The organism is Microbispora triticiradicis (assembly GCF_005864065.1).
In the GTDB taxonomy this organism is placed as follows: Bacteria; Actinomycetota; Actinomycetes; order Streptosporangiales; family Streptosporangiaceae; genus Microbispora; species Microbispora triticiradicis.
Genome location: NZ_VANP01000004.1, coordinates 14,927 through 34,940 on the forward strand (window position 1 = coordinate 14,927; position 20,014 = coordinate 34,940).

The window sequence follows — 20,014 nt, forward strand, 5'->3', positions numbered from 1 at the left end:
CCCGGGCGCGCGCCGCAGGCGTGAGCTGTGGGCGGCGGCTTCCGGGCACCGCGGAGATCGCGGTGCCCGGGAGGAATCTTCGTGACCGGCGCGGCGAGGCCGAGGCCGGGGCACGCGGAGCAGGCAGGGAATCGCTGCACACGACTCAGGGCCGAGATCACGGCGATATGCGATAATCCCCGCGTCATGCGCGCCACGCTCTCCTTCCGGCTCGCGCGGTCGGCCGCCTTCGCGGCCGTCAGCGTGCTCCTCGCCATGGGCGCGCACTGGTTCGCCGGGGGAGGCGGGCCCACGACCGGGGCGCTGCTCACCGGCGTGCTCGCCGTCACGGCGGGCGCGGCCGTCGCGGCGGGCCGGGAACGGTCTCCCCAGGTGATCGTCGGGCTGCTGGTCGGCGCGCAGGCGTTCCTGCACCTGCTGTTCGACGTCACGGCCTCCACGGGTGAGCCCGGCCACCTCACGTGGCACGGCGGCCTCACCACGCAGACCGGCATGCTCACCGCCCACCTCACCGCCGCGCTGCTCACCGGATTGTGGCTGTCGCGCGGCGAGGAGGCGCTGTGGTCGGTCCTGCGCCGGATCGGCGCCGGGGCGGCCCACTGGCTCACGATGCTCGCCACGCTGGTGGCGCTGCTGCGGGCCGGTCTCGCGGGGATCATCCGTCCGCGCGTGCGCGCCGCGCCGGGACGGCCTCGCGCGCCGCGCCCGGCATGGGTGCTGCGGCACGCGGTCGTCCGTCGCGGGCCACCCGTTTCTCCCGTCTTCTGAGCTTCCCGCGCGAGCGGCGCGTATCTCCCGGCGGAGGCCTCTCCTCCGTCGTCCCCCGGCACGGAGAGACGTGCCCTGCGGAGGCGTGCCCTGCGGAGAACAGCGGCGCCAGGAGGCCTCGTGCCGCCCGCCGGCGCTGCCTTCCGGCCGTCCTCTGGCGGCACCCCCTGCTCGCGCGTTCCCGGCATTTCAGTACAGAGACTGGAGAACCCCCATGACTTCAACCGTCCGCCGTGTGTCGGCGGTCTCCGCGGGTGCCCTCGCCGTCACCCTCGGTCTCGCCATGCCCGCCCTCGCCCACGTCACCGTCAACCCCGGCACCGCCGAGCAGGGCGGCTGGACCAAGATCGCGTTCCGGGTGCCCAACGAGCGCGACAACGCCTCCACCACCAAGGTGGAGGTGGCGTTCCCCACCGACCATCCGCTGCCGTTCGTCTCGGTCCGCCCGGTGTCGGGGTGGAAGGTCAAGGTCACCCAGGGCAAGCTGCCCCAGCCCGTCGTGTCCGACGACGGCGACAAGATCACCGAATCGGTGCTGAAGATCACCTGGACCGGTGGGAAGATCGAGTCCGGCCAGTTCCAGGAGTTCGAGGCCTCGGTCGGCCCGCTGCCCAAGAACGTGGACGCGCTGGAGTTCCCCACCGAGCAGACGTACTCGAACGGCGAGGTGGTCAAGTGGGCGGACCCGCCGAAGGCCGACGGGTCCGAGGCCGAGCACCCGGCGCCCACGCTCAAGCTCGTCGCGCCGAAGGCGGAAGAGGGTGGCGGCGAGGCCGCCCCGGCCTCTCCGTCCGCCGCCGCGGCCGCCGGCCCTGACGTGGCGCCGTCCGTGGCCGCGGTGGCGGAGGACGACGACGAAGGCGGCAGCGGCACCGCGGCCCTGGTGCTCGGCGGTCTCGGTCTGCTGGCCGGCCTGGTCGGGGCCGGCGCGGGCATCACGGCGCTGCGCCGTTCCCGCGGCTGAGCGGTCCTTCCGTCCGATTCGAACGAGCCCTCTTTCCGGCACCTCCGGGAAGGGGGCTCGCGCCTTCCACGACCCCCCGTCACGATCTCGCGGCGGGGGCGGCGGGGCGCCGTGAAAAGGTGTTGACTCTCGCCCCAGGGGAGCCGTCAGGCTGGTGTCCCCCTGATCACCGGAGAGCAAATGATCATCGAAGCGCACGACCTGCGCAAGACCTTCCACGCGAAACGAGGACGAGGCAAGAAGGAGGAGGTCGAGGCCGTACGCGGCATCGACCTCCAGGTCGAGCGGGGCGAGGTCTTCGCGGTCCTCGGCCCGAACGGCGCGGGCAAGACCACCACCGTCCGGATGCTCGCCACCTTCACCCTGCCCACCTCGGGCAGCGCCCGGGTGGCGGGTTTCGACGTCGCCAGGGAGGCCGCCAAGGTCCGGGAGAACATCGGCTACGTCAGCCAGGCGGGCGGCGTCGACGACACCGCCCCCGGCATCGAGAGCCTGCTCCTCGCGGCCCGGATCAGCGGGATGTCCCGCCGGCAGGCCCAGGCCAGGGCGGACGAGCTGCTCGCCGCGTTCAGCCTCACCGAGATCGCCAACCGCCCGGCGAAGACCCTCTCGGGGGGTCAGAAGCGGCGCTTCGCGATCGCCGTCGGACTGGTGAACGCGCCGCCGCTGATCTTCCTGGACGAGCCGACCACCGGCCTCGACCCCCAGAACCGGGCCAACCTCTGGGACGAGGTCCGCAAGTTGCGTGAGCAGGGCACCAGCGTGCTGCTCACCACGCACTACCTCGACGAGGCCGACGCGCTCTGCGACCGGCTGGTCATCGTCGACCACGGCAGGATCGTCGCCAGGGGAACGCCGGAGGAGCTCAAGAAGGAGGTCGCGGGCGACGTCGTGACGCTCCGGCTGGAGGACACGGACGGCGCCCGGCAACTCCTCGACGCGCAGCCGTACGTCAAGGAGGTCCGCGCCGAGCCCGGCGTGGTCCGCGCGTACCTCGACGACGGGGAGCACGGCCTGATGCACATGCTGCGCACCCTGGAGGAGAACGGCCTGGGCATCCGGTCGGTCTCCCTCGAACGCGCCACCCTCGACGACGTGTTCCTCAAGCACACCGGCCGCTCGCTGCGCGACGCCGCCTGACCTCCCGGGACTCCACGATGACTCGACACACGATGCTCTTCCTCGGCTACGAGCTCAGGAAACTCTTCGCCAACCCGGTCTGGCCGTTGTTCGGGATCATGCAGCCGGTGCTCTACCTGGTGTTCTTCGCGCCGCTGCTGAGGAGCACGGTCCCCGGCGGGAAGATGACGGACGTGCTCGCGATGTTCACGCCGGGCTCCATGATGATGATCGCCTTGTTCGGCTCCATGTTCGCGGGCTTCGGAATGATCAACGAGACCCGCAACGGCATGCTGGAGCGGCTCGCGGTCAGCCAGGCGTGGCGCCCCGCGATCATCCTGGGCCGGCTCGTCAAGGACGTGATCGTCCTGGTCCTGCAGGCGATCCTGGTGATCGGCATCGCCGCACTGATGGGCCTGCGGATCGGGCTGCCCGAGATGCTCCTCGTGCTGCTGCTCATGGCCGCGACCGGCCTGTTCGCGGCCAGCCTGTCCTACGGCCTGGCGCTGACGCTGCGGGACGAGAACGGCATGTCGCAGCTGGTGCAGTTCTTCGCCATGCCGCTGACCCTGATCGCCGGGCTGTTCCTGCCGGTCTCGCTCGGGCCCCAGTGGCTGCAGACGCTGGCGAAGTTCAACCCGCTCTACTACGCCGTCGAGGCGGGCCGGTCGCTGTTCCGCGGCGACCTGAGCGCCGAGACCATCCCGGTCGCCTTCGCCCTCTTCGCCGCGCTCACCGCGCTCACCCTGGTCTGGTCGGTGCGCTCCCTGCGCAACCTGGCCGGCTGACCACGAGACGGACCGGCCCGGGGAGCGCGTCAAGGACAGCGGAGCCACATGACCAGGGGATAGGAGGTCCCGGCGGGGGTCTCCACCCACCGGTATCCCGCCTGCACGCGGGCTCCCGTGCTGCGGTTCATGCCGTCCGACGGGTCCCGGTCCCACAGGCACGCGGGCCGTCCCCCTGGTGAACTGTGCCTGATCCGTCGGTCCAGGGGATCTCACCCGGGACGAGGGCCGTCAGGCCGTCGTCGGCCTGGAAGGTGCCGGAGACACCTGGTCCGTTCAGCGTGGCGTGTCCCTCGGCCAGGGTGAGGCGGACGTCGCCGAGTCCGAGGCGTGCGGTCACGAGGCCGCCATGACCAGGGCGGCGGCGAGTGCGGCGATCCCCAGGCCCCGGGGAAGAACGACCTCGCGGCCCCGCACCGCCCGCACCCGCATAGGAAATGGGTGCTTGGGGCATTTCACCAGGTATCGGGGCCTGGTGATTGGGGGAGTCATGGCTGTGACAGCGGACCTTGCCAAGCTGCTCGATCGCGAGTACGAGGACAAGAGCCTGGAGGAGATCGTCAAGGCGCCGGTGGAGGCGCTCTCGGGTGTGACCGCGGAGGACGCGGAGATGCTGAAGAAGGCGTTCCACATCAAGACCATCGGTGACCTCGGCCGCAACAAGTTCTTCCGGGCGGCCACCGCGATGGTGGACCTCACCGACAGCCAGAAGTAGTCCGGCCCCCCGGCCGCTCCGGCCACCGTTGTAGAAGATTTCCACCGACTTATAGGTTGATGGAAGGCATCTCCATAGGGAGCGGTCGTGGGGGCTCTGTTCATCGGCGTGGACGGGGGAGGCACCAGCACGCGCTGCGTCGTGGCCGGGGAGTCGGGCGAGATCGCCGGACGGGGACGAGCCGGCGGCGCCAACGCGATCTCGGTTCCCGACCCGGCGGCCAACCTGCGCGCCGCGCTGGCCGGCGCGCTGACGGGCGTCGACCCGGCCCGGGTCGCCGGAGGCGTGTTCGGCCTCGCCGGAGTCGCCGGCGCGGCCGAGCCGGCCGAGCGGGCCTGGCGGGAGGCGGGGCTCGCGGGACGCCCGGTGGTGGTCTCCGACGTGCTCGTGGCCTTCACCGGAGCGACCGCCGAGCCGGACGGCGCGGTGCTGGTGGCCGGCACCGGCGCGATCGGCGCCCGCGTCCGCGCCCGCCGCGTCGTACGGCGGGCCGACGGGCTCGGCTGGCTGCTGGGCGACGAGGGATCGGGCGTGTGGCTGGGCCGTAGGGGCGCCGCCGCGGCGCTGAACGCGATCGACGGCCGGGGCGCCCCGACCCTCCTGGTCGCCCGGGTGGCCGAGACCGTTCTCGGGCCGGGCTCGGCCGGGGAGGACGACGGGCCCGCGCTCGCCGGGGAACTGGTGGCGGCCGTGTACGCGCGGGTCGCCGAGCAGGGGCCCGCCTGGCTCGGCACGCTGGCGCCGGTCGTGGACGCCGCCGCCCGCGAGGGCGACGAGGTGGCGCGCGGCGTCGTCCGGGAGGCGGCGCGCAGGCTGTGCCGTACGGCACGGGTGGTGTGCGGAGAGGGCGTCACGTGGGGCGGGGCGTGGGCGAGGGGAGGCGGAGGTCCGCTGGTGCTGGCGGGTTCGCTGCTGACCGAGCCGACCGAGCTCGCCCACCTGGTCTGGGCGGAGCTCGGCAGGTGGGCCGAACTGGTGCCCGCGCGGGACGCCGCGGCGGGCGCCGCGGCGCTCGCGCTGCGGGCCGCCCTCGGAGACGATCCCCGGGCCGCCGCGGCGCACCGCGCGCTGATCGGGCAGGCCGTCCGGTGACCGCGGGCCGGGCGAGCCGCGACAGCCTGGACCGGCTGGCGATGGCCGTGCTCCAGCCCGGGTTCGACGGCACCGAACCGCCCGACTGGCTGCTCCGCGCGCTCGCGGACGGCCTCGGCGGCGTGGTGCTCTTCGCCCGCAACGTCACCCGCGCCGCTCCCCGCGACGCCGGCGACGGCGACGGCGCCGGCACCGCGCCCCGCGACGCCGGCGCCGGGGCAGCGGGCGGCCCCGGCCCAGTGGACCGTCCAGTGGGCGGCGCAGGGGACGGCGCAGGGGACGGGACGAGTGCGCTGGTCGCCGCGCTGCGCCGGGAGCGGCCGGACGTGGTCGTGGCGGTGGACGAGGAGGGCGGCTCCGTCACCCGGCTGGAGGCCGCGACGGGAAGCTCCTGGCCGGGCAACCTCGCGCTGGGCGTCGCGGACGACGAGTCGCTGACCCGGCGGGTCGGGCGGCAGATCGGCAGGATGGTCGCCGCCGCCGGTGTCACGCTCGACTACGCCCCGGTCGTCGACGTCAACGCCGACCCCCGCAACCCCGTCATCGGCGTGCGCTCGTTCGGCTCCGATCCCGAGGCGGTCGGCCGCCACGGCGCGGCGTGGATCGAGGGCCTGCAGAGCGCGGGCGTGGCCGCCTGCGCCAAGCACTTCCCCGGTCACGGCGACACCGTGACCGACTCCCATCTCGCGCTGCCCGCCGTACGGGCCGCGCGGGAGGTGATCGAACGGCGCGATCTGCCGCCCTTCCGGGCCGCGATCGCGGCCGGGGTGCGCGCGGTGATGTGCGGGCACCTGCTCGTCCCCGCCGTCGACGCGCTCCCGGCGACGCTGAGCCGGGCCGTGCTGACCGGTCTGCTGCGCGAGGAGATGGGGTTCGGCGGGCTCGTGGTCACCGACGCCATAGAGATGCGCGCGGTCGCCGCCCTGCACGACCCCGGCGAGATCGCGGTGCGCGCGCTGGCCGCCGGGGCGGACGCGATCTGCGTCGGGGTTTCCTCGGCCAGAGGAGAGAGCGTGTACGCGCTGCGCGACGCGATCACCGCGGCGGTCCGCGAGGGGCGGCTGAAGGAGGACCGCCTCGCCGAGGCGGCGGGCCGGGTCCGGGACCTGGCCGCCTGGTACGACGCGCGGGCGGACGCCAGGGCGGCGGCGGCCGGGGACGCCGACGAGGGCCTCGGGCTCGCGGCGGCCGCCGCCGCGCTGCGGGTGACCCCAGGACCCACAGGACCTGCGGCGGTGGGGCCGGGCGTGCTGACCCGGGCGCCGCTGGTGGTGAGCATGACGGCGCGCCCCAGCCAGGCCGTGGGCCGCGTCACCCCCCTCACCCTGGGCCAGGCGCTGGCGGAGATCCTGCCGGGGACCACGACGGCCGAGGTGAACGACGAGGAGGATGCGCCGGGCCTGCTCGCCACGCTGGGCGACACCGGGCGCCCGCTGGTGATCGCCGTCCACGACGCCGTACGGCACGCCTGGATGCGGCGCCTGCTGGAGGAGGCGCTGCGGGCCCGGCCGGACGCCGTGGTGGTCGAGACGGGGGTGCCCGGGACGCCCGCCGGGCGGCTGTACCTCGCCACCCACGGCAACTCGACGGCGTCGGCGCGGGCGGCGGCCCGCTGGCTCGCCGGCCGGTCGCAGTGACCGTAACCGGAAGGGTGTTCCCGCAGGTCACGGGTGTCGGTAAAAATTAACTCCATAGCGGTGTCCAGGCATGGAAAAAATTGACGGGTCGCGAGTGCGCCCGTATTGTCCAGGCAATCGGGAACCAGGAGCAGCCCATGAAGCGACTCGCAGCGATCATGGCAGTGGCGTCGATCGCCACGGCCACCGCCTGCGGCACTACCGGGACGACGGAGACCGCCCGCACGGGCGGCGGCGTGTTCACCACGATCGACGGCAGCAAGCAGATCAACGCGAGCGCGCCGATCAACCCGTTCAACCCCGTCGGATCGGTCTTCTCGGGATACAACGGCATGGCGCTGGCGTGGCCCAAGAACGACCCCACCGATCCCAACCAGTTCTACCCGGCCATCGCCGGAAGCTGGACGACGTCCCCCGACCGGTCGCAGGTCGACATCCACCTGCGCCCGGACGCCAAGTGGTCCGACGGCGTGCCCGTGACCAGCGAGGACGTGCGGGTCTCGATCGGTCTCGCCTACACCCAGGGCGGCACGGCGTACGCGCTGGACCCGAAGGCGGCCGGCGCCGCCGCCGACATCCAGGTCGTCGACCCCACGACGGTGCGGATCACGCAGGGGGCCAACCGCAGTTCGACGTTCCTCGCCAACCTGCTGTCGACCGTGGTCGTGCCCGCGCACGTCTTCGGCAAGCTCCTCCCGGCGGACTTCTGGCAGCTGCTCAAGACCGCCCAGCACGGTCAGGGCGCGGCGGCCGACAAGGCGAAGAACACGATCACCGGGCTGGCGGAGAAGGTCATCGCCTTCGACCCGGGCCACGACGTGTCGGCCGGGCCCTTCGTGCTGGAGCGGGTCAACCCGGGCGCGGCGCTGCTCACCCGCAACCCCTACTTCTACGACCGGCAGAAGATCGCGCCGGACAAGGTGAAGATCCTCAACTACACCGGCAACGAGCAGATCTGGAACTACCTGATCGCCGGCCGGCTGGACAACGCCCCCTTCACCTCCGTGCCCACCGCCGTCATGAACCGGATCCGCGAGGCCCGGGGCAGCAAGGTGATCAAGGGCTACTCGCCGGTCGCCGTCTCGCTCGCGTTCAACCAGGCGCACAAGCCGTACGACAACGTGCACGTGCGGCGGGCGCTGGCCTACCTGATCGACCGCGCCCAGGTGACGAGGATCGCCTCCCCGGAGGGCGGCACCCCCGCCGCCACCACCTCCGGCATCCACGCCCAGGCCGCCCGCGCCTGGCTCGGCTCCGGGTTCGACGGACTGGAGCAGTACCGGATGGACCCCGCCAAGGCCGACGCCGAGCTCAAGGCGGCGGGCATGACCAAGCGCAACGGCCGGTGGGCCATGCCGGACGGCAGCCCCTGGAAGGTGCGCATCCACGTGCCCGCGTCGTTCTCCGACTGGGTCGCCGCGGCCAAGTCGATCAGCAGCCAGCTCGCCGACCACGGCGTCGACGCGAGCGTGGTCACCGCCGCCGACTACACGCTCTACCTGGGCGAGCTGGCCGACGGGAAGTACGACCTGGGACTGTGGCTGATCGGCCTCGGCCCGTCGCCGTACAACATCTTCCAGCGGCTGTTCGGCCAGGCGAACGGCTGGCAGATGTTCGGCGGGCGGCTGCGGCACGTCGCGCCCGGCACCGAGGGCAACTGGATGGGCGGCCCGGAGAAGGTCGACGCCGGCGCGGCCGGGGTCGTCGACCCGGGCGAGCTGACCGGCAAGCTGAACTACGCCTCGCAGGACGAGCAGAAGCGCATCGTCGGCATCCTGGCCAAGGTCGCCAACGAGCAGCTGCCGGTCGTCCAGCTCTGGGACTACGTCAACACGCAGTTCGTCAACACCTCCCGCTACACCGCGTTCCCGCCCGACGACGACCAGGCCCTGCGGCTGTCGTCCGGCGTGTGGATGCAGCTCGGGATGATCAGGAAAGCGGAGAAGGGGCGGGTATGACGCAAACGGTCCCCGGGCGGCACCGGGCCGCCGCCATCGCCAGGAAGGTCGCGGGCCATGTCGTACGCGGCCTGGTCATGATCTGGGCCGTGGCCACGATCAGCTTCGTCATCATCCGGGAGATTCCCGGCAACCCGGTGCTCGGGCAGTACGAGAGCCTGATCCAGAAGGGCATGTCGCCCGAGCAGGCCGAGCGGGCCACCGCCGTCCTGTACGGCTTCCTGCCCACCGGCAGCCTGTGGCAGCAGTACGTGGGCTACCTGGGCTCGCTGCTCCACTTCGACCTCGGGCGTTCGCTCAGCACACCCGGCGTCGAGGTGACCACGCTGATCGGCCACGCGGCCCGCTGGACCGTGCTGCCGGTCCTCGCCGGCACGCTGCTCAGCTTCCTGCTCGGCGTGACCATGGGCGTGTACGCCGCGATCAAGCGGTCCGGCAGGCTCGGCGACGCGCTCGCCCTGTCCGGCTCGCTGCTGCACGGCGTGCCCGTGTACGTCATCGGCCTGCTGCTCACCGCGATCTTCGCCACGCTGTGGCCGATCATGCCGTCCGGCGGGCCGGTGGACGTCGAGTTCGTCCCCGGCCTCAACCCCGGATACATCGGATCGCTGGTGCACCACGCCGTGCTGCCGGTGGTGACGTACACCCTGGCCAGCTACGGCGGGTGGATCCTCGCCATGAAGTCGAACGTGGTCGCCGTGCTCGGCGACGACTTCATCCTCGCGGCCGAACTGCGCGGCCTGCGGCGCGGCATCGTGTTCCGTTACCTGGCGCGCAACGCGATCCTGCCGCTGTTCACGATCCTCGCCCTGTCGATCGGCATGCTCTTCGGCGGCTCGATCTTCATCGAACAGATCTTCAACTACCCGGGCCTCGGCCTGCTGCTCGTCAACAGCATCAGCAGCCGTGACTACGCCCTCATGGGCGGCACGTTCCTGGTGATCACGGTGGGCATCGTCGTCGCCAACATCGTCGCCGACCTGCTGTACACGGTGATCGACCCCCGGGTCAGGAGCGGAGGCGCGGCATGACCGTCATCGTCGATCCCGCCGGGCCTCCGGCGGCACCCCCGGAGACCACCCGGGCCACGCTGCGGCGCAACTTCTGGCGCGGCGTGTGGCGGGTGCTGCGGCGCAAGCCCAGCCGGATGGCCGGAGTGGTCATCGTCGCCCTGTTCGCGCTCATGGGCGTGGCCGGGCCGCTGCTCTACCCCGCCCAGCTGCCGCGCGACGACAACGCGCTGTACGCGCCGCCGAGCCTCGCCCACCCCTTCGGCACCGACTTCGAGGGCACCGACGTGCTCGCCCTCGTGATCACCGGCGCGCGGTACGTGCTGCTGACCGGTCTCGCCACGGCCGTCATCACGGTCGCGCTCGGCACCGCCATCGGGCTGTTCGCGGGCTTCCACCGAGGCCGGTGGGACACCGTGCTCATGCGGCTGACCGACATGAACCTCGCCATCCCCGGCCTGCCGCTGCTGCTCGTGCTGTCCACCGTGTGGAAGTTCGAGAGCCCGCTGGAGATGGGCCTGGTGCTCGGCGTGCTCGGCTGGGGCGGCATCGCCCGCGCCGTGCGCTCGCAGACGCTGTCGCTGCGCGAGCGCGGCTTCATCGAGGCCGCCCGCGGGCTCGGCCTGCCGACCCGGCACATCATCGGCCGCGAGCTGCTGCCGAGCATGGCGCCGTACATCGCGATGAACATGCTCATCGCCGTCACCGGCGCGGTGTACGCCCAGGTCGGCCTGTTCTTCCTCGGCGTGCTGCCGTTCGAGTCCAACAACTGGGGCGTGATGCTGAACCTCGCCGTCTTCAACGGCGGGGCGCTCACCACCCCGGCCGCGCTGCCGTACCTGATGGCCCCGCTGATCGCGATCCTGCTGCTCACGCTCGGCATCGTGCTGATCGTCGACGCGATGGACGAGATCTTCAATCCCCGTCTGCGGGAGGAATAGCCCCTATGACCGCTCACACGGCCGCACGTCACACGGCAGCACGTGACATGGAAGCACCGGGGGTCCGCATCCGGGACCTCACGGTCGTCTACAAGACGCCGGCGGGCGAGCTGCCCGCCGTCCGCGGCGTCGACCTCACCCTCGCCCCCGGCACGATCACCGGTGTCGTCGGCGAGTCGGGCTCGGGCAAGTCGACGCTCGCGTTCTCGCTGCTCAACGCCGTGCAGCCGCCCGGCAGGATCGCGGCGGGCAGCGTCGAGATCGACGGGCTCGGCGACGTGCTGGCGCTCCGCGGCGAGGACCTGCGCCGCGCCCGCGGCCGCGAGGTCGGCTACGTCTTCCAGGCCGCGCAGAACTCGCTGAACCCGCTCAAGACCATCGGCAAGCAGTTGCTCGACCTCGGCCGCTCCCACGACGTGGAGGACCTGCGGGCGCTGGTGCGCGACGCCAGGGACCTGCTGGCCCGCATGGGCATGGACGGCGCCCGGGTGCTCGACTCCTACCAGCACGAGCTGTCCGGCGGCATGCGCCAGCGGGTCGGCATCATGCTCGCGCTCGTCCTGAACGCCAAAGTCGTCGTTCTGGACGAGCCGACCACCGCCCTCGACATGATCACGCAGGCGACGATCCTGCGGATCATCCGCGAGGTCCACGAGGAGCGGGCGCTCACCACCCTCGTCATCACCCACGACGTCGGCGCGGTCGCCGAGGTCGCCGACGACCTCGCCGTCATGTACGGCGGGCGGGTCGTCGAGCACGGGCCGGTGACCGAGGTGCTCGGCGACGCCCGTCACCCGTACACGCGGGGCCTGATCCGGGCGATCCCGCGCCTCACGGGCGACCTGTCCCTCGCCCGGGCGCTGCCCGGCCGCCCGCCGACGCTCGGCACGCTGCCCGCGCAGGGCTGCGTGTTCCGCGAGCGCTGCGAGCGGCGCATGGACGTCTGCGAGACGGACGACCCCGCCGCCGTCACCCGGGACGGCCGTACGGTCGCCTGCCACGCCACCGGCCGCCCCCTGGAGCTGGTCGGACGAGAGGAGCTGGTGTGATCACGGGAACCGGGATCTCCAAGACCTTCCGCCAGCGCGGCGGCGTGCTCGGCGCCCGCGAGGTGCCCGCGCTGCGCGACGTCGACTTCGCCGTCGAAAGGGGCGGAGCCGTCTCGTTCATCGGCGAGTCGGGCAGCGGCAAGACCACCCTCGGGCGGATCATCGCCGGCCTGGAGACCCACGACGCCGGCGAGATCGTCATCGACGGTGTGCCGATGTCGTCGCTGAGCCACCGGCGGCGCCAGCCGTACTTCCGCCGGGTCCAGCTCATCCACCAGGACCCCTACTCGGCGCTCAACCCCACGCGGACCGTCCACCAGGCACTGGAGGCCCCGCTGGCGCTGCGCGCGCGCCAGACCGGCCGCCCGAGGTCGTGGATCGACAGCCGGGCGCAGGAGCTGCTGTCGATGGTCGGGATCGACCCCGGCTACGTCCTGCCGCGTTATCCGCACCAGCTGTCCGGCGGCATGCGCCAGCGCGTCGTGATCGCCCGCGCGCTCACCATGGACCCCGAGGTCCTGGTCGCCGACGAGGCCGTCTCGATGATCGACGTGTCGCTGCGGCTGGGCATCCTCGCGCTGCTCAAGGACCTGCGCGAGCGGGTCGGCGTCGGCGTGCTGTTCATCACCCACGACATCGCCACCGCCCGCTACATCGGCGACGACGGCGAGTTGTACGTGCTCTACCGGGGGCAGGTGGTGGAGCGTGGCGCCACCGAGAAGATCATCGCCGACCCCGTCCACCCGTACACGCAGTCGCTGCTGTCGGCGATCCCGGTCCTGCACGGCCTGGAGCGGCCCGGGGCCGAGCGGGTCGTGCCGAAGGAGCCGCGAGGCGAGTCTCAGGGGGAGGGCCGGACGGGCGGGTGCCTTTTCGTCCCGCGGTGCCCGTTCAGCACCGAACGCTGCGAGCGGGAGACGCCCGTGCTCGGCCGCGACGGCGGGCCCGATCAGGAGACCGAGCAGGAGCACGCCTGTTTCCACCCGAGGCGGCGTAGCGTGATCCCGGTGGGGGTGGGTGAGTGACGCGGGCCCAGGTGGAGGCGGTCGAGGTGGACGAGCGGCTGGAGCGCCTGGCCGCCGCCGCGCTGTGGGCCGACGCCGGGGACGCCGCGCTGCTCGTACGGCGGCTCGCCGACCCGCCGCCGGGCCGTGAGTGGACCGTCCTGGCCGTGCCGGGCATCGAAGGGTCCGGCCGCGAGGGGAACGGCTCTGAGCCGGCCGGTCCCCAGAGCGCAGGTCTTGAGGGCACGGGTCTGGAGGGTGAGGCTCCGCAGGATGCGGGTCCGCGGGGGGCGGTGTTCGCGTCGATCGGTGCGGACGGCGCCGGGCACGTCGACCTGATCGCCGTCGACCCCGCCGCGCGGGGCCGGGGGATCGGCCGGGCGCTGGTGGCCGCCGCCGAGGAGTGGATGCGGGAGAAGGGCGCCGCCGAGGCGAGGTTCGCCGGCAATCCGCCCTGCTACGCCTGGCCGGGCATCGACGTGCGGTACACCCCCGCGGCCTGCCTGGCCGAGAGCCTGGGCTACGAGCGCTACCGCGTCGCCTGGAACATGACGGCAGACCTGCCGGCGCGGTTCGACCTCGCCGAGCATGAGGCCGACCTGGCGAGGCTCGCCGACGCCGGGGTGACGGTCGCGGCGGCGCCCGCGGGGGAGCGGGGCGACGTCGTGGCCTTCGTCCGCGAGCAGTGGAACGACGCGTGGGCCTGGGAGGCCGAGCAGGCGACCGGGCTGCACTACGCCACCCGCGCCGGGGAGATCCTCGGCTTCGCCGCCTGGGGCGCTAGGCCGTCGTGGTTCGGCCCGATGGGGACGGCGGAGGCCGCCCGCGGGCTCGGCGTCGGCCGGGTGCTGCTGCGCCGCTGCCTGGCCGAGCAGGCCGCCGCCGGGCTGACCTCGGCGCAGATCGGCTGGGTGGGCCCGCTGCGGTTCTACTCCCGGGCGGTGGCCGCCCGCGCCGAGCGGGTCTTCTGGCTCTACCGCCGCCGCCTCGGCTGATGTCAGCGCCGATGCCCGGACCGATCGCCGGGGCGGGGTCAGCCGTACAGCAGGTCTCCCTCCGGCGGCCCCGGCGGCGGGCACAGCCCGCGGGGGTCGCGTCCGGCCTCCAGGTGCGCGCGCAGCGAGTCCGAGCCCCACAGCAGGTCGAGGAACGGGTCGCAGGCGAAGTCACCCGGATACAGGGTGCGCAGCACGTGCAGCAGGGACACCCCGGTCAGCACCGGCGGGAAGGTCTCCCGGTCGGTCACGTGCAGCTGGACCCCCCGCACCGGCACGTCCGCGTGCCTGCCGGACGCGGGGGTGAACGACGTGTCGCGGAAGCGCACGCCCGGCAGGCCGAGATCGCTCAGCGCGGCGGCGAGCCGCCCGTCCGCGTACGGCGCGCCGACCAGCTCGAACGGCCGGGTCGTGCCGCGGCCCTCCGCGGCGTTCACGCCCTCCAGCAGCCCGGTGCCGGGGTAGACCAGCGCGGTGTCGAGGGTTGGCATGTTCGCCGACGGCATCACCCAGGGCAGCCCGGTCCGGTCGAAGTGCCACTCCCGGCGCCAGCCCTCCATCGGCACGACCTCCAGCGCGGCGCCGGCCGCGCGGTTGACGGACAGCGCGATCTCGCCCGCCGTGAGCCCGTGCCGGAGCGGCAGCGCGGCGCGGCCGACGAAGCTCGCGAAGGCGGGGTCGAGCACTGGGCCCTCGGCCACCGCGCCGCCGATCGGGTTGGGCCGGTCGAGCACGGTGAACCGCAGCCCGAGGCGGGCCGCCGACCCCATCAGGTCGCACATCGTCCACACGTAGGTGTAGAACCGGGCGCCCACGTCGCCCATGTCGAAGACCAGCTCCTGCACGCCGGACGCCGCGACGAGCGCGTCCAGCTCGGCGCCCGTACGGCCGTAGGTGTCGGCCACGGGCAGGCCGGTGACGGGATCGACGGCGGCGGCCTCGCCGCCGCCCGCCTGCGCCGTGCCGCGCAACCCGTGTTCGGGGCCGAAAAGCGTGGTCACGCGCGTTCCCGCGGCCAGCAGGGCCGGTGCGGCGGGGGTCAGATCGGGCAGAACTCCGGTGGGGTTGGTGACGAGACCCACCCGCTCCCGCCCGGGCCGCGGCGTGGCCGTCAGCCGTTCCAGTCCCGTACGCACGCGATCCATCAGTACAAGGCACTCCGAAGCTGAGGAATCATGACGCACTCACTCGCCGCTCTCGCCACCGAACAGAGCGATCCCCGCTACAGCGGAATCGACACCCTGCCGACGGAGGAGATCGCGCGCCTGATGAACGCCGCCGACGCCGCCGTCCCGGCCGCGGTGGGCCGGGCGGTCCCGGCGATCTCCGCGGCCGTCGACGCGATCGCAGCCCGGATGGCCGGCGGAGGCAGGCTGCTCTACGTCGGCGCGGGCACCTCGGGGCGGCTCGCGGTGCTCGACGCCTCGGAGTGCCCGCCGACCTTCGGCACCCACCCCGACCTGGTGCAGGGCATCATCGCGGGCGGTGAGGCCGCGCTGGTGCGCTCCGTCGAGGGTGCCGAGGACGACGCCGGGGCGGGCGCCGCCGTGATCCGCGACAAGCAGGTCGGCCCGCTCGACTCCGTCGTCGGGATCTCCGCCAGCGGGCGCGCGCCGTACGTCGTCGGGGCGGTCGAGGAGGCCCGGCGGCGCGGCGCGCTGACGGTGGGCCTGGCCTGCAACACCGGCACCCCGCTCGCCCGGGCCGCCGAACGGGAGATCGAGGTCATCGTGGGGCCGGAGGTCGTCACCGGCTCGACCCGGCTCAAGGCGGGCACGGCCCAGAAGCTGGTGCTCAACATGATCTCCACGATCACCATGATCAGGTCGGGCCGCACGTACGGGAACTTCATGGTCGACGTCGTGGCCAGCAACTCCAAGCTCGTCGACCGGGCGGCCCGCATCGTCTCCGACATCACCGGCGCGGACGTGCCGGACGCGCGGGAGGTCCTGGAGGACGCCGGACGCGACGTGAAGACGGCCGTGGTGATGATCGAGCGCCGAGTCGGGGCCGACGACGCAAGGGCGCTGCTCGCCGCGCACGGCAACCGGCTCGGCCCGGCGCTGCGCGGCGCCTGAGGAACCCGGCGGATCCGGAAGCGACCCGATGTCTTACTTTGTAAAGGCGCGTGGCTCGGTGCTGGAAGAGGTCCTGCGCGCGGCCGTGCCCGAGGTCGCCTCGGCAACCGTCGCCGTGATCACCCTGGACGGGCGCACGGTCGCCGCGGCCGCCGTGGGGGAGGCGGTGCGGTACGCCGGACCCTCCGGAGAACCGCTACCCGAGCGGCCGGCCGTGGTGACGGACGCGCTCTTCGACATCGCCTCGCTGACCAAGATGTTCACGGCCGCGGTGGTGGTCTCGCTGGCCCAGGAGGGCGCGCTCGGCCTCGACGAGCCGGTGGCCGCGCGGCTGCCCCGGTTCTACGGGCACCGGCCCGAGATCACCGTACGGCACCTGCTGACGCATTCGGCCGGCCTGCCCGCGAGCCGCCGGGTGGAGAGGGAGCCGGAGGAGGCCCGCTGGGACCTGGTGCTGTCCACCCCCGCGCAGGGGCCGCCGGGCACGCATCTCTACTCGGACGTCGGCATGATCACGGCCGGACGGGTGGCGGAGGCCGCCGGCGGCGCGCCGCTGGACGTGCTCGTGCGTGAACGGGTCACCGGGCCGCTCGGGCTCGGCGCCACGACGTACGGGCCGGTCGAGCCGGGGCGGGCCGTCGCGACCGAGTTCAAGCGGGAGCGGTGTGCCGGAGGCTGCGTCAGAGGTGAGGTGCACGACGAGACGGCCCACGCGCTGGGCGGCGTGACCGGCCACGCCGGGCTGTTCTCCACGGCCGCCGACCTCGTGCGCTTCGGCGAGGCGCTCCGCACCGGCGGCGGCCCGATCCTCTCGCCCGAGTGGACCGCCGAGATGCTGCGCGACCAGGGCGTTCCGGGCGCCGCCTTCCGGCAGGGGCTCGGGGTGCGGATCGATGACCCGGCCATCGTGGGCCCGCTCACCGGCGCGTTCGGCCATTCGGGCTTCACCGGCACGTCGCTGGTGGTCGACCCCGCCCGCCGCCTGACCGTCGTGCTGCTCACCAACAACGTCCATCCTCTGCGGGGGCGGCCCGGCATCCGCGACCTGCGGCACGCCGTCGCCGCCGAGGCCCTGCGCCTGTCCGGCTGAGCAGGCGGACGTTTAATCCTCCTCGTCTGGGTCAGCGGGAAGATCGATCCGCCTCCAGAGGGAGAGGTAATGTGATGACGACCGCGCATCAGACCGGCCGGCGATTGGAAGGCGCGGCCCGGAGGGCGGCTGACCATCCCGCTCTTGAGAAACTCGCCAAGGTCGGCTTCGCCGCCCGGGGCGTCCTTTACGCGATCATCGGACTGGTCGCGCTGCAGATCGCCTTCGGCGGCGGCGGGGAGGCCGACAAGAGCAGCGCGCTCCAGATCGTGCGCGACTCGCCCCTGGGCGACCCCCTGCTGTGGATCATGGCCGTCGGCCTGGCCGCGCTGGTGATCTGGCAGGTCTCCGAAGCCGTCTGGGGCCGGCCCGAGGCCAGGGAGCGCGTGGAGGCCGTCTCCAGGGCCGTCGTCTACGCCGCCCTCGTGTACTCGATGGTGGCGCTGCTCACGCGGAACAAGGGCGCCTCCTCGTCCGACAGCCAGTCGGAGGACGCCACCAAGGCGCTGTTCGACCTGCCCGCCGGGCAGTTCCTGGTCGGCCTGATGGCTCTCGGCGTGATCGCCCTCGGCGTGTACTGGATCTACGAGGGCTGGACCGAGAAGTTCATGCGCGACATGCACGTGACCGAGCCCCGCACCCGCGGTGTCGTGGTGAAGCTCGGCAAGGCCGGCTACATCGCCCGCGGCGTCATCGCCCTGGCCGCCGGCGCCCTGATCGGCCAGGCGGCCCTCACGTACGACCCGGACAAGGCGGCCGGCATCGACGACGCGCTCAAGGCGCTCGCCGACACCCCGGCCGGTCCGTGGCTGCTGGTCGTGGTCGCGATCGGCCTGGTGCTGTTCGCCGTCTACTGCTTCGCGGAGGCCCGCTGGCACCGGGTGTGAGCGGATTCGCCGGAACACCCTGGGGCCGGCCGCGCGCGGCGAAGCGCGCGGCCGGCCTCTGCCGTAGCCGCAGGTGACGGGCGGCGCCCTTGGCCGGCCGATCACCCGTCGCGGGGCGGTTCCGCCCACCGAGGCGTCCCGGCGCCGTCGACGACCACGAGGCGTCCCGTCTCCGTGTAGCGTGCGGACGACACTCCGGCGGCGCGCACCAGGGTGCGCCCGGCCTGGTCGACGATCTCCAGGCCCGCCTGGCCGGAAAGCGCGAACTGCCGTCCGGACGGATGAGCCGCCACCTCCACCTCTGCCGGAACGTCACGTGCCCACGTCTCCCGCCCGGTGGCGTCGACGCCCCGCAGGGCCGTGTGCGCCGTGCCGCCGGCGTCGATCCATCGGGCCAGCAGCACGGCGCCGTCCCGGCCCGCGGCGCACTCCCCCACCTGCGGCAGGTCCGAGGTCAGCGGCGCCGGTGTGCCGTGGGCCAGCAGCGTTCCGCGCGGACCGGCCAGGATCGCCGGACCTCGCACGCCACCCAGGCAGCCGCCCCAGGCCTCCGCCACCGGCCGGGGCGGACCGCCGGGACGTCACCCACGGCCGTCCCGGCGGAACGCCAGCACGCTCGTTCCGGCGTGGCCCGGTCCCCGGTAGACGGCCAGGGCCGCCGAGCGGCCGGCGTCCTCCACCCACAGCACGCCGGCCGTGTCGGCCACGTCGACACGCACCCGGGTGCGGTCGGTGCGGTCCACCCGGATGCGGGCGTCCCGCCCACCGCGGCCGTCCTCGACGAGGACCGCGTCGGAAGGTCCCCGTACGGCCAGTACGCGCTGCACGGGCGCCCGGGCCGGGGCCATCAGGCGGGCCCGCGTCCCGGTCCGCAGCCGGACGCGGTTCGTCCCGTCCCGCCCGGCGGCGGTGATCACCGCGTCCGGGCACCGGGCGGCGCAGACCACTTCGGCGTCGTTCCGGTAGGCGTCCCGGTCGATCCAGGAGAGTTCGCCGGCGGAGGTGTAACCGCGGTAGGACCTCGTGGCCGGATCGGCGACGACGGCCCCGCTGGACGACGCGGCCAGGACCACCGCGCCCGGCGCCGCGCCCGGTTCGAGGCCCGGTTCGAGGCCCGCTTCGAGGCCCGGTGCCACGGGCGCGTGCCCCCGCGGCACGCCCAAGGCCGACGCTTCCCGGGACGGTGTGGCCGGAGCCGCTGAGGGCGCGGGACCGCGGCCGGAGCAGGCGGCCAGCATCACCGCCGCGGCCGTGCCCAGGGCGAGCGTCGCGTGGCGCGGGAACACGAATCGGCCCTCCAGGAGGTTCGGCGCCCCGCCCGGGGCGGGGCGGCCCGTGGTCAGATGTTCTGGGTGTGGCTGCCGCAGCGGGGGTCGGTGCCCTTCTTGTCGAAGACGGCCTTGAACTCGACGTAGGCCTTCTTGTTCTTCGCCACCTTGACGCCGCTCTTCGGCACCGGGCGGTATGCGTTCGCGGACGTCAGCTTCGAGTAGCCCTTGCGGGTGTTGTCCAGCGAGATCCAGGTCCAGTGGATGGTGTCGTGCCCCGCCGTGTTGTGGTGCTTGACCCGCAGCTCCACGTTGTTCTTGTTGCGGACGCCGCTGCCGCCGATGCTCCAGTCGAAGGAGGTGAAGACGTGGTAGCGGCTGCTGTTGTGGTAGTAGGCGTTGAAGTTGATGAAGGCGCCCTTGTTGCTGCAGGAGCCGCTCGTCGACGCGGCGCGGGCGGTGGCGGCGTTCACTCCCGAGGCCGCGCCGGTGCCTGCCTGGGCCGGCGCGGTGAGTCCGGCCAGAGCGGCCAGCAGCCCCGCCGTCGTCGCGACCGCGATGATTCTCGTGCGTGCCATTTCGCTTCCCCTTCTTCGCGGGTTGTCCATTTACGGAACTGGTCCGAGTGTGCAAACCGCTGCGTTAGTGCCG

General features: G+C 73.3%; 21 protein-coding genes. 16 read left to right on the plus strand and 5 right to left on the minus strand.

All coding sequences use genetic code 11. From position 1 onward, the window contains the following. Positions 1-186: 186 nt before the first annotated feature. From FED44_RS11355 to FED44_RS11370, 4 genes are all read left to right on the plus strand, one after another. Positions 187-768, plus strand: a complete 582-nt coding sequence (locus FED44_RS11355) for an MFS transporter (RefSeq protein WP_138460632.1) — start codon at positions 187-189, stop codon at positions 766-768. 214 nt (positions 769-982) lie between these two features. Continuing rightward, on the plus strand, positions 983-1,732 hold the full coding sequence (locus tag FED44_RS11360; protein ID WP_138460633.1) for a YcnI family copper-binding membrane protein: 750 nt from the start codon (positions 983-985) through the stop codon (positions 1,730-1,732). Positions 1,733-1,912: 180 nt separating this feature from the next. Next, positions 1,913-2,872, plus strand: coding sequence for an ATP-binding cassette domain-containing protein (locus FED44_RS11365; protein WP_111701470.1), 960 nt, complete (start codon positions 1,913-1,915; stop codon positions 2,870-2,872). A 17-nt stretch (positions 2,873-2,889) separates the two neighbouring features. Continuing rightward, positions 2,890-3,639 (plus strand): ABC transporter permease, encoded by a 750-nt coding sequence (locus FED44_RS11370; protein WP_111701471.1) that lies wholly within the window; start codon positions 2,890-2,892, stop codon positions 3,637-3,639. Positions 3,640-3,766: 127 nt separating this feature from the next. Here FED44_RS11370 and FED44_RS11375 read toward each other — a convergent pair whose 3' ends face one another. After that, positions 3,767-3,979, minus strand: a complete 213-nt coding sequence (locus tag FED44_RS11375; RefSeq protein WP_138460634.1) for a hypothetical protein — start codon at positions 3,977-3,979, stop codon at positions 3,767-3,769. A gap of 156 nt (positions 3,980-4,135) precedes the next feature. Here FED44_RS11375 and FED44_RS11380 point away from each other — a divergent pair, with 156 nt between their 5' ends. The 9 genes from FED44_RS11380 to FED44_RS11420 all read left to right on the plus strand — a co-directional run bounded on the left by FED44_RS11380 (position 4,136) and on the right by FED44_RS11420 (position 14,040). Further along, complete coding sequence (locus FED44_RS11380) at positions 4,136-4,354, plus strand: hypothetical protein (protein WP_208758927.1); 219 nt, start codon at positions 4,136-4,138, stop codon at positions 4,352-4,354. An 87-nt stretch (positions 4,355-4,441) separates the two neighbouring features. Continuing rightward, entirely contained in the window at positions 4,442-5,446 is a 1,005-nt protein-coding gene (locus tag FED44_RS11385; protein WP_244301841.1) for an N-acetylglucosamine kinase, read from the plus strand. Beyond that, positions 5,443-7,083, plus strand: a complete 1,641-nt coding sequence (locus tag FED44_RS11390) for a glycoside hydrolase family 3 protein (RefSeq protein WP_262367365.1) — start codon at positions 5,443-5,445, stop codon at positions 7,081-7,083. Before FED44_RS11385 ends, FED44_RS11390 begins: the two co-directional genes overlap by 4 nt. 137 nt (positions 7,084-7,220) lie before the next feature. Then, positions 7,221-9,041 carry an ABC transporter substrate-binding protein gene (locus FED44_RS11395; RefSeq protein ID WP_111697542.1) on the plus strand — a complete coding sequence of 607 codons (1,821 nt, stop codon included), beginning with the start codon at positions 7,221-7,223 and terminating at the stop codon, positions 9,039-9,041. Next, entirely contained in the window at positions 9,038-10,072 is a 1,035-nt protein-coding gene (locus FED44_RS11400; protein WP_111697543.1) for an ABC transporter permease, read from the plus strand. The genes FED44_RS11395 and FED44_RS11400 overlap by 4 nt, the downstream gene beginning before the upstream one ends. Next, complete coding sequence (locus FED44_RS11405; RefSeq protein WP_111697544.1) at positions 10,069-10,992, plus strand: ABC transporter permease; 924 nt, start codon at positions 10,069-10,071, stop codon at positions 10,990-10,992. Before FED44_RS11400 ends, FED44_RS11405 begins: the two co-directional genes overlap by 4 nt. 5 nt (positions 10,993-10,997) lie before the next feature. Next, positions 10,998-12,041 (plus strand): ABC transporter ATP-binding protein, encoded by a 1,044-nt coding sequence (locus FED44_RS11410; protein ID WP_244301842.1) that lies wholly within the window; start codon positions 10,998-11,000, stop codon positions 12,039-12,041. Beyond that, positions 12,038-13,066, plus strand: a complete 1,029-nt coding sequence (locus FED44_RS11415) for an ABC transporter ATP-binding protein (RefSeq protein WP_138460635.1) — start codon at positions 12,038-12,040, stop codon at positions 13,064-13,066. Before FED44_RS11410 ends, FED44_RS11415 begins: the two co-directional genes overlap by 4 nt. Continuing rightward, a complete protein-coding gene (locus FED44_RS11420) occupies positions 13,063-14,040 on the plus strand; it encodes a GNAT family N-acetyltransferase (RefSeq protein WP_244301843.1) in 978 nt (325 codons plus the stop codon). The genes FED44_RS11415 and FED44_RS11420 overlap by 4 nt, the downstream gene beginning before the upstream one ends. A 38-nt stretch (positions 14,041-14,078) precedes the next feature. Here the strand turns inward: FED44_RS11420 and FED44_RS11425 are convergent, their stop codons facing one another. Then, on the minus strand, positions 14,079-15,185 hold the full coding sequence (locus FED44_RS11425) for an exo-beta-N-acetylmuramidase NamZ family protein (RefSeq protein ID WP_138460636.1): 1,107 nt from the start codon (positions 15,183-15,185) through the stop codon (positions 14,079-14,081). Between the two features lie 30 nt (positions 15,186-15,215). Here FED44_RS11425 and murQ point away from each other — a divergent pair, with 30 nt between their 5' ends. The 3 genes from murQ to FED44_RS11440 all read left to right on the plus strand — a co-directional run bounded on the left by murQ (position 15,216) and on the right by FED44_RS11440 (position 18,095). Further along, positions 15,216-16,118 carry an N-acetylmuramic acid 6-phosphate etherase gene (gene murQ / locus FED44_RS11430; protein WP_111697547.1) on the plus strand — a complete coding sequence of 301 codons (903 nt, stop codon included), beginning with the start codon at positions 15,216-15,218 and terminating at the stop codon, positions 16,116-16,118. A 28-nt stretch (positions 16,119-16,146) separates the two neighbouring features. Next, positions 16,147-17,208, plus strand: a complete 1,062-nt coding sequence (locus FED44_RS11435; RefSeq protein WP_167521449.1) for a serine hydrolase domain-containing protein — start codon at positions 16,147-16,149, stop codon at positions 17,206-17,208. A gap of 74 nt (positions 17,209-17,282) precedes the next feature. Further along, positions 17,283-18,095: a DUF1206 domain-containing protein gene (locus tag FED44_RS11440; RefSeq protein ID WP_111697549.1), complete on the plus strand. Its 813-nt coding sequence runs from the start codon at positions 17,283-17,285 to the stop codon at positions 18,093-18,095. A gap of 101 nt (positions 18,096-18,196) precedes the next feature. Here FED44_RS11440 and FED44_RS11445 read toward each other — a convergent pair whose 3' ends face one another. The 3 genes from FED44_RS11445 to FED44_RS11455 are packed head-to-tail and all read right to left on the minus strand — an operon-like array spanning position 18,197 to position 19,941. Continuing rightward, positions 18,197-18,619, minus strand: coding sequence for a hypothetical protein (locus tag FED44_RS11445; RefSeq protein ID WP_167521450.1), 423 nt, complete (start codon positions 18,617-18,619; stop codon positions 18,197-18,199). A gap of 57 nt (positions 18,620-18,676) precedes the next feature. Continuing rightward, positions 18,677-19,381: a hypothetical protein gene (locus FED44_RS11450; protein WP_138460638.1), complete on the minus strand. Its 705-nt coding sequence runs from the start codon at positions 19,379-19,381 to the stop codon at positions 18,677-18,679. Positions 19,382-19,434: 53 nt separating this feature from the next. After that, the gene (locus FED44_RS11455; protein ID WP_138460639.1) at positions 19,435-19,941 is read right to left on the minus strand and encodes a hypothetical protein; all 507 of its coding nucleotides are present in this window, start codon (positions 19,939-19,941) and stop codon (positions 19,435-19,437) included. Between the last annotated feature and the right edge of the window lie 73 nt (positions 19,942-20,014).

Coding starts and splice junctions, on each gene's coding strand:
- FED44_RS11355 (WP_138460632.1), top strand. CDS start 187: ATGCGCGCCACGCTCTCCTTCCGGCTCGCGCGGTCGGCCGCCTTCGCG.
- FED44_RS11365 (WP_111701470.1), top strand. CDS start 1,913: ATGATCATCGAAGCGCACGACCTGCGCAAGACCTTCCACGCGAAACGA.
- FED44_RS11410 (WP_244301842.1), top strand. CDS start 10,998: ATGACCGCTCACACGGCCGCACGTCACACGGCAGCACGTGACATGGAA.
- FED44_RS11440 (WP_111697549.1), top strand. CDS start 17,283: ATGACGACCGCGCATCAGACCGGCCGGCGATTGGAAGGCGCGGCCCGG.
- murQ (WP_111697547.1), top strand. CDS start 15,216: ATGACGCACTCACTCGCCGCTCTCGCCACCGAACAGAGCGATCCCCGC.
- FED44_RS11455 (WP_138460639.1), bottom strand. CDS start 19,941: ATGGCACGCACGAGAATCATCGCGGTCGCGACGACGGCGGGGCTGCTG.
- FED44_RS11400 (WP_111697543.1), top strand. CDS start 9,038: ATGACGCAAACGGTCCCCGGGCGGCACCGGGCCGCCGCCATCGCCAGG.
- FED44_RS11425 (WP_138460636.1), bottom strand. CDS start 15,185: ATGGATCGCGTGCGTACGGGACTGGAACGGCTGACGGCCACGCCGCGG.
- FED44_RS11435 (WP_167521449.1), top strand. CDS start 16,147: ATGTCTTACTTTGTAAAGGCGCGTGGCTCGGTGCTGGAAGAGGTCCTG.
- FED44_RS11370 (WP_111701471.1), top strand. CDS start 2,890: ATGACTCGACACACGATGCTCTTCCTCGGCTACGAGCTCAGGAAACTC.
- FED44_RS11395 (WP_111697542.1), top strand. CDS start 7,221: ATGAAGCGACTCGCAGCGATCATGGCAGTGGCGTCGATCGCCACGGCC.
- FED44_RS11360 (WP_138460633.1), top strand. CDS start 983: ATGACTTCAACCGTCCGCCGTGTGTCGGCGGTCTCCGCGGGTGCCCTC.
- FED44_RS11405 (WP_111697544.1), top strand. CDS start 10,069: ATGACCGTCATCGTCGATCCCGCCGGGCCTCCGGCGGCACCCCCGGAG.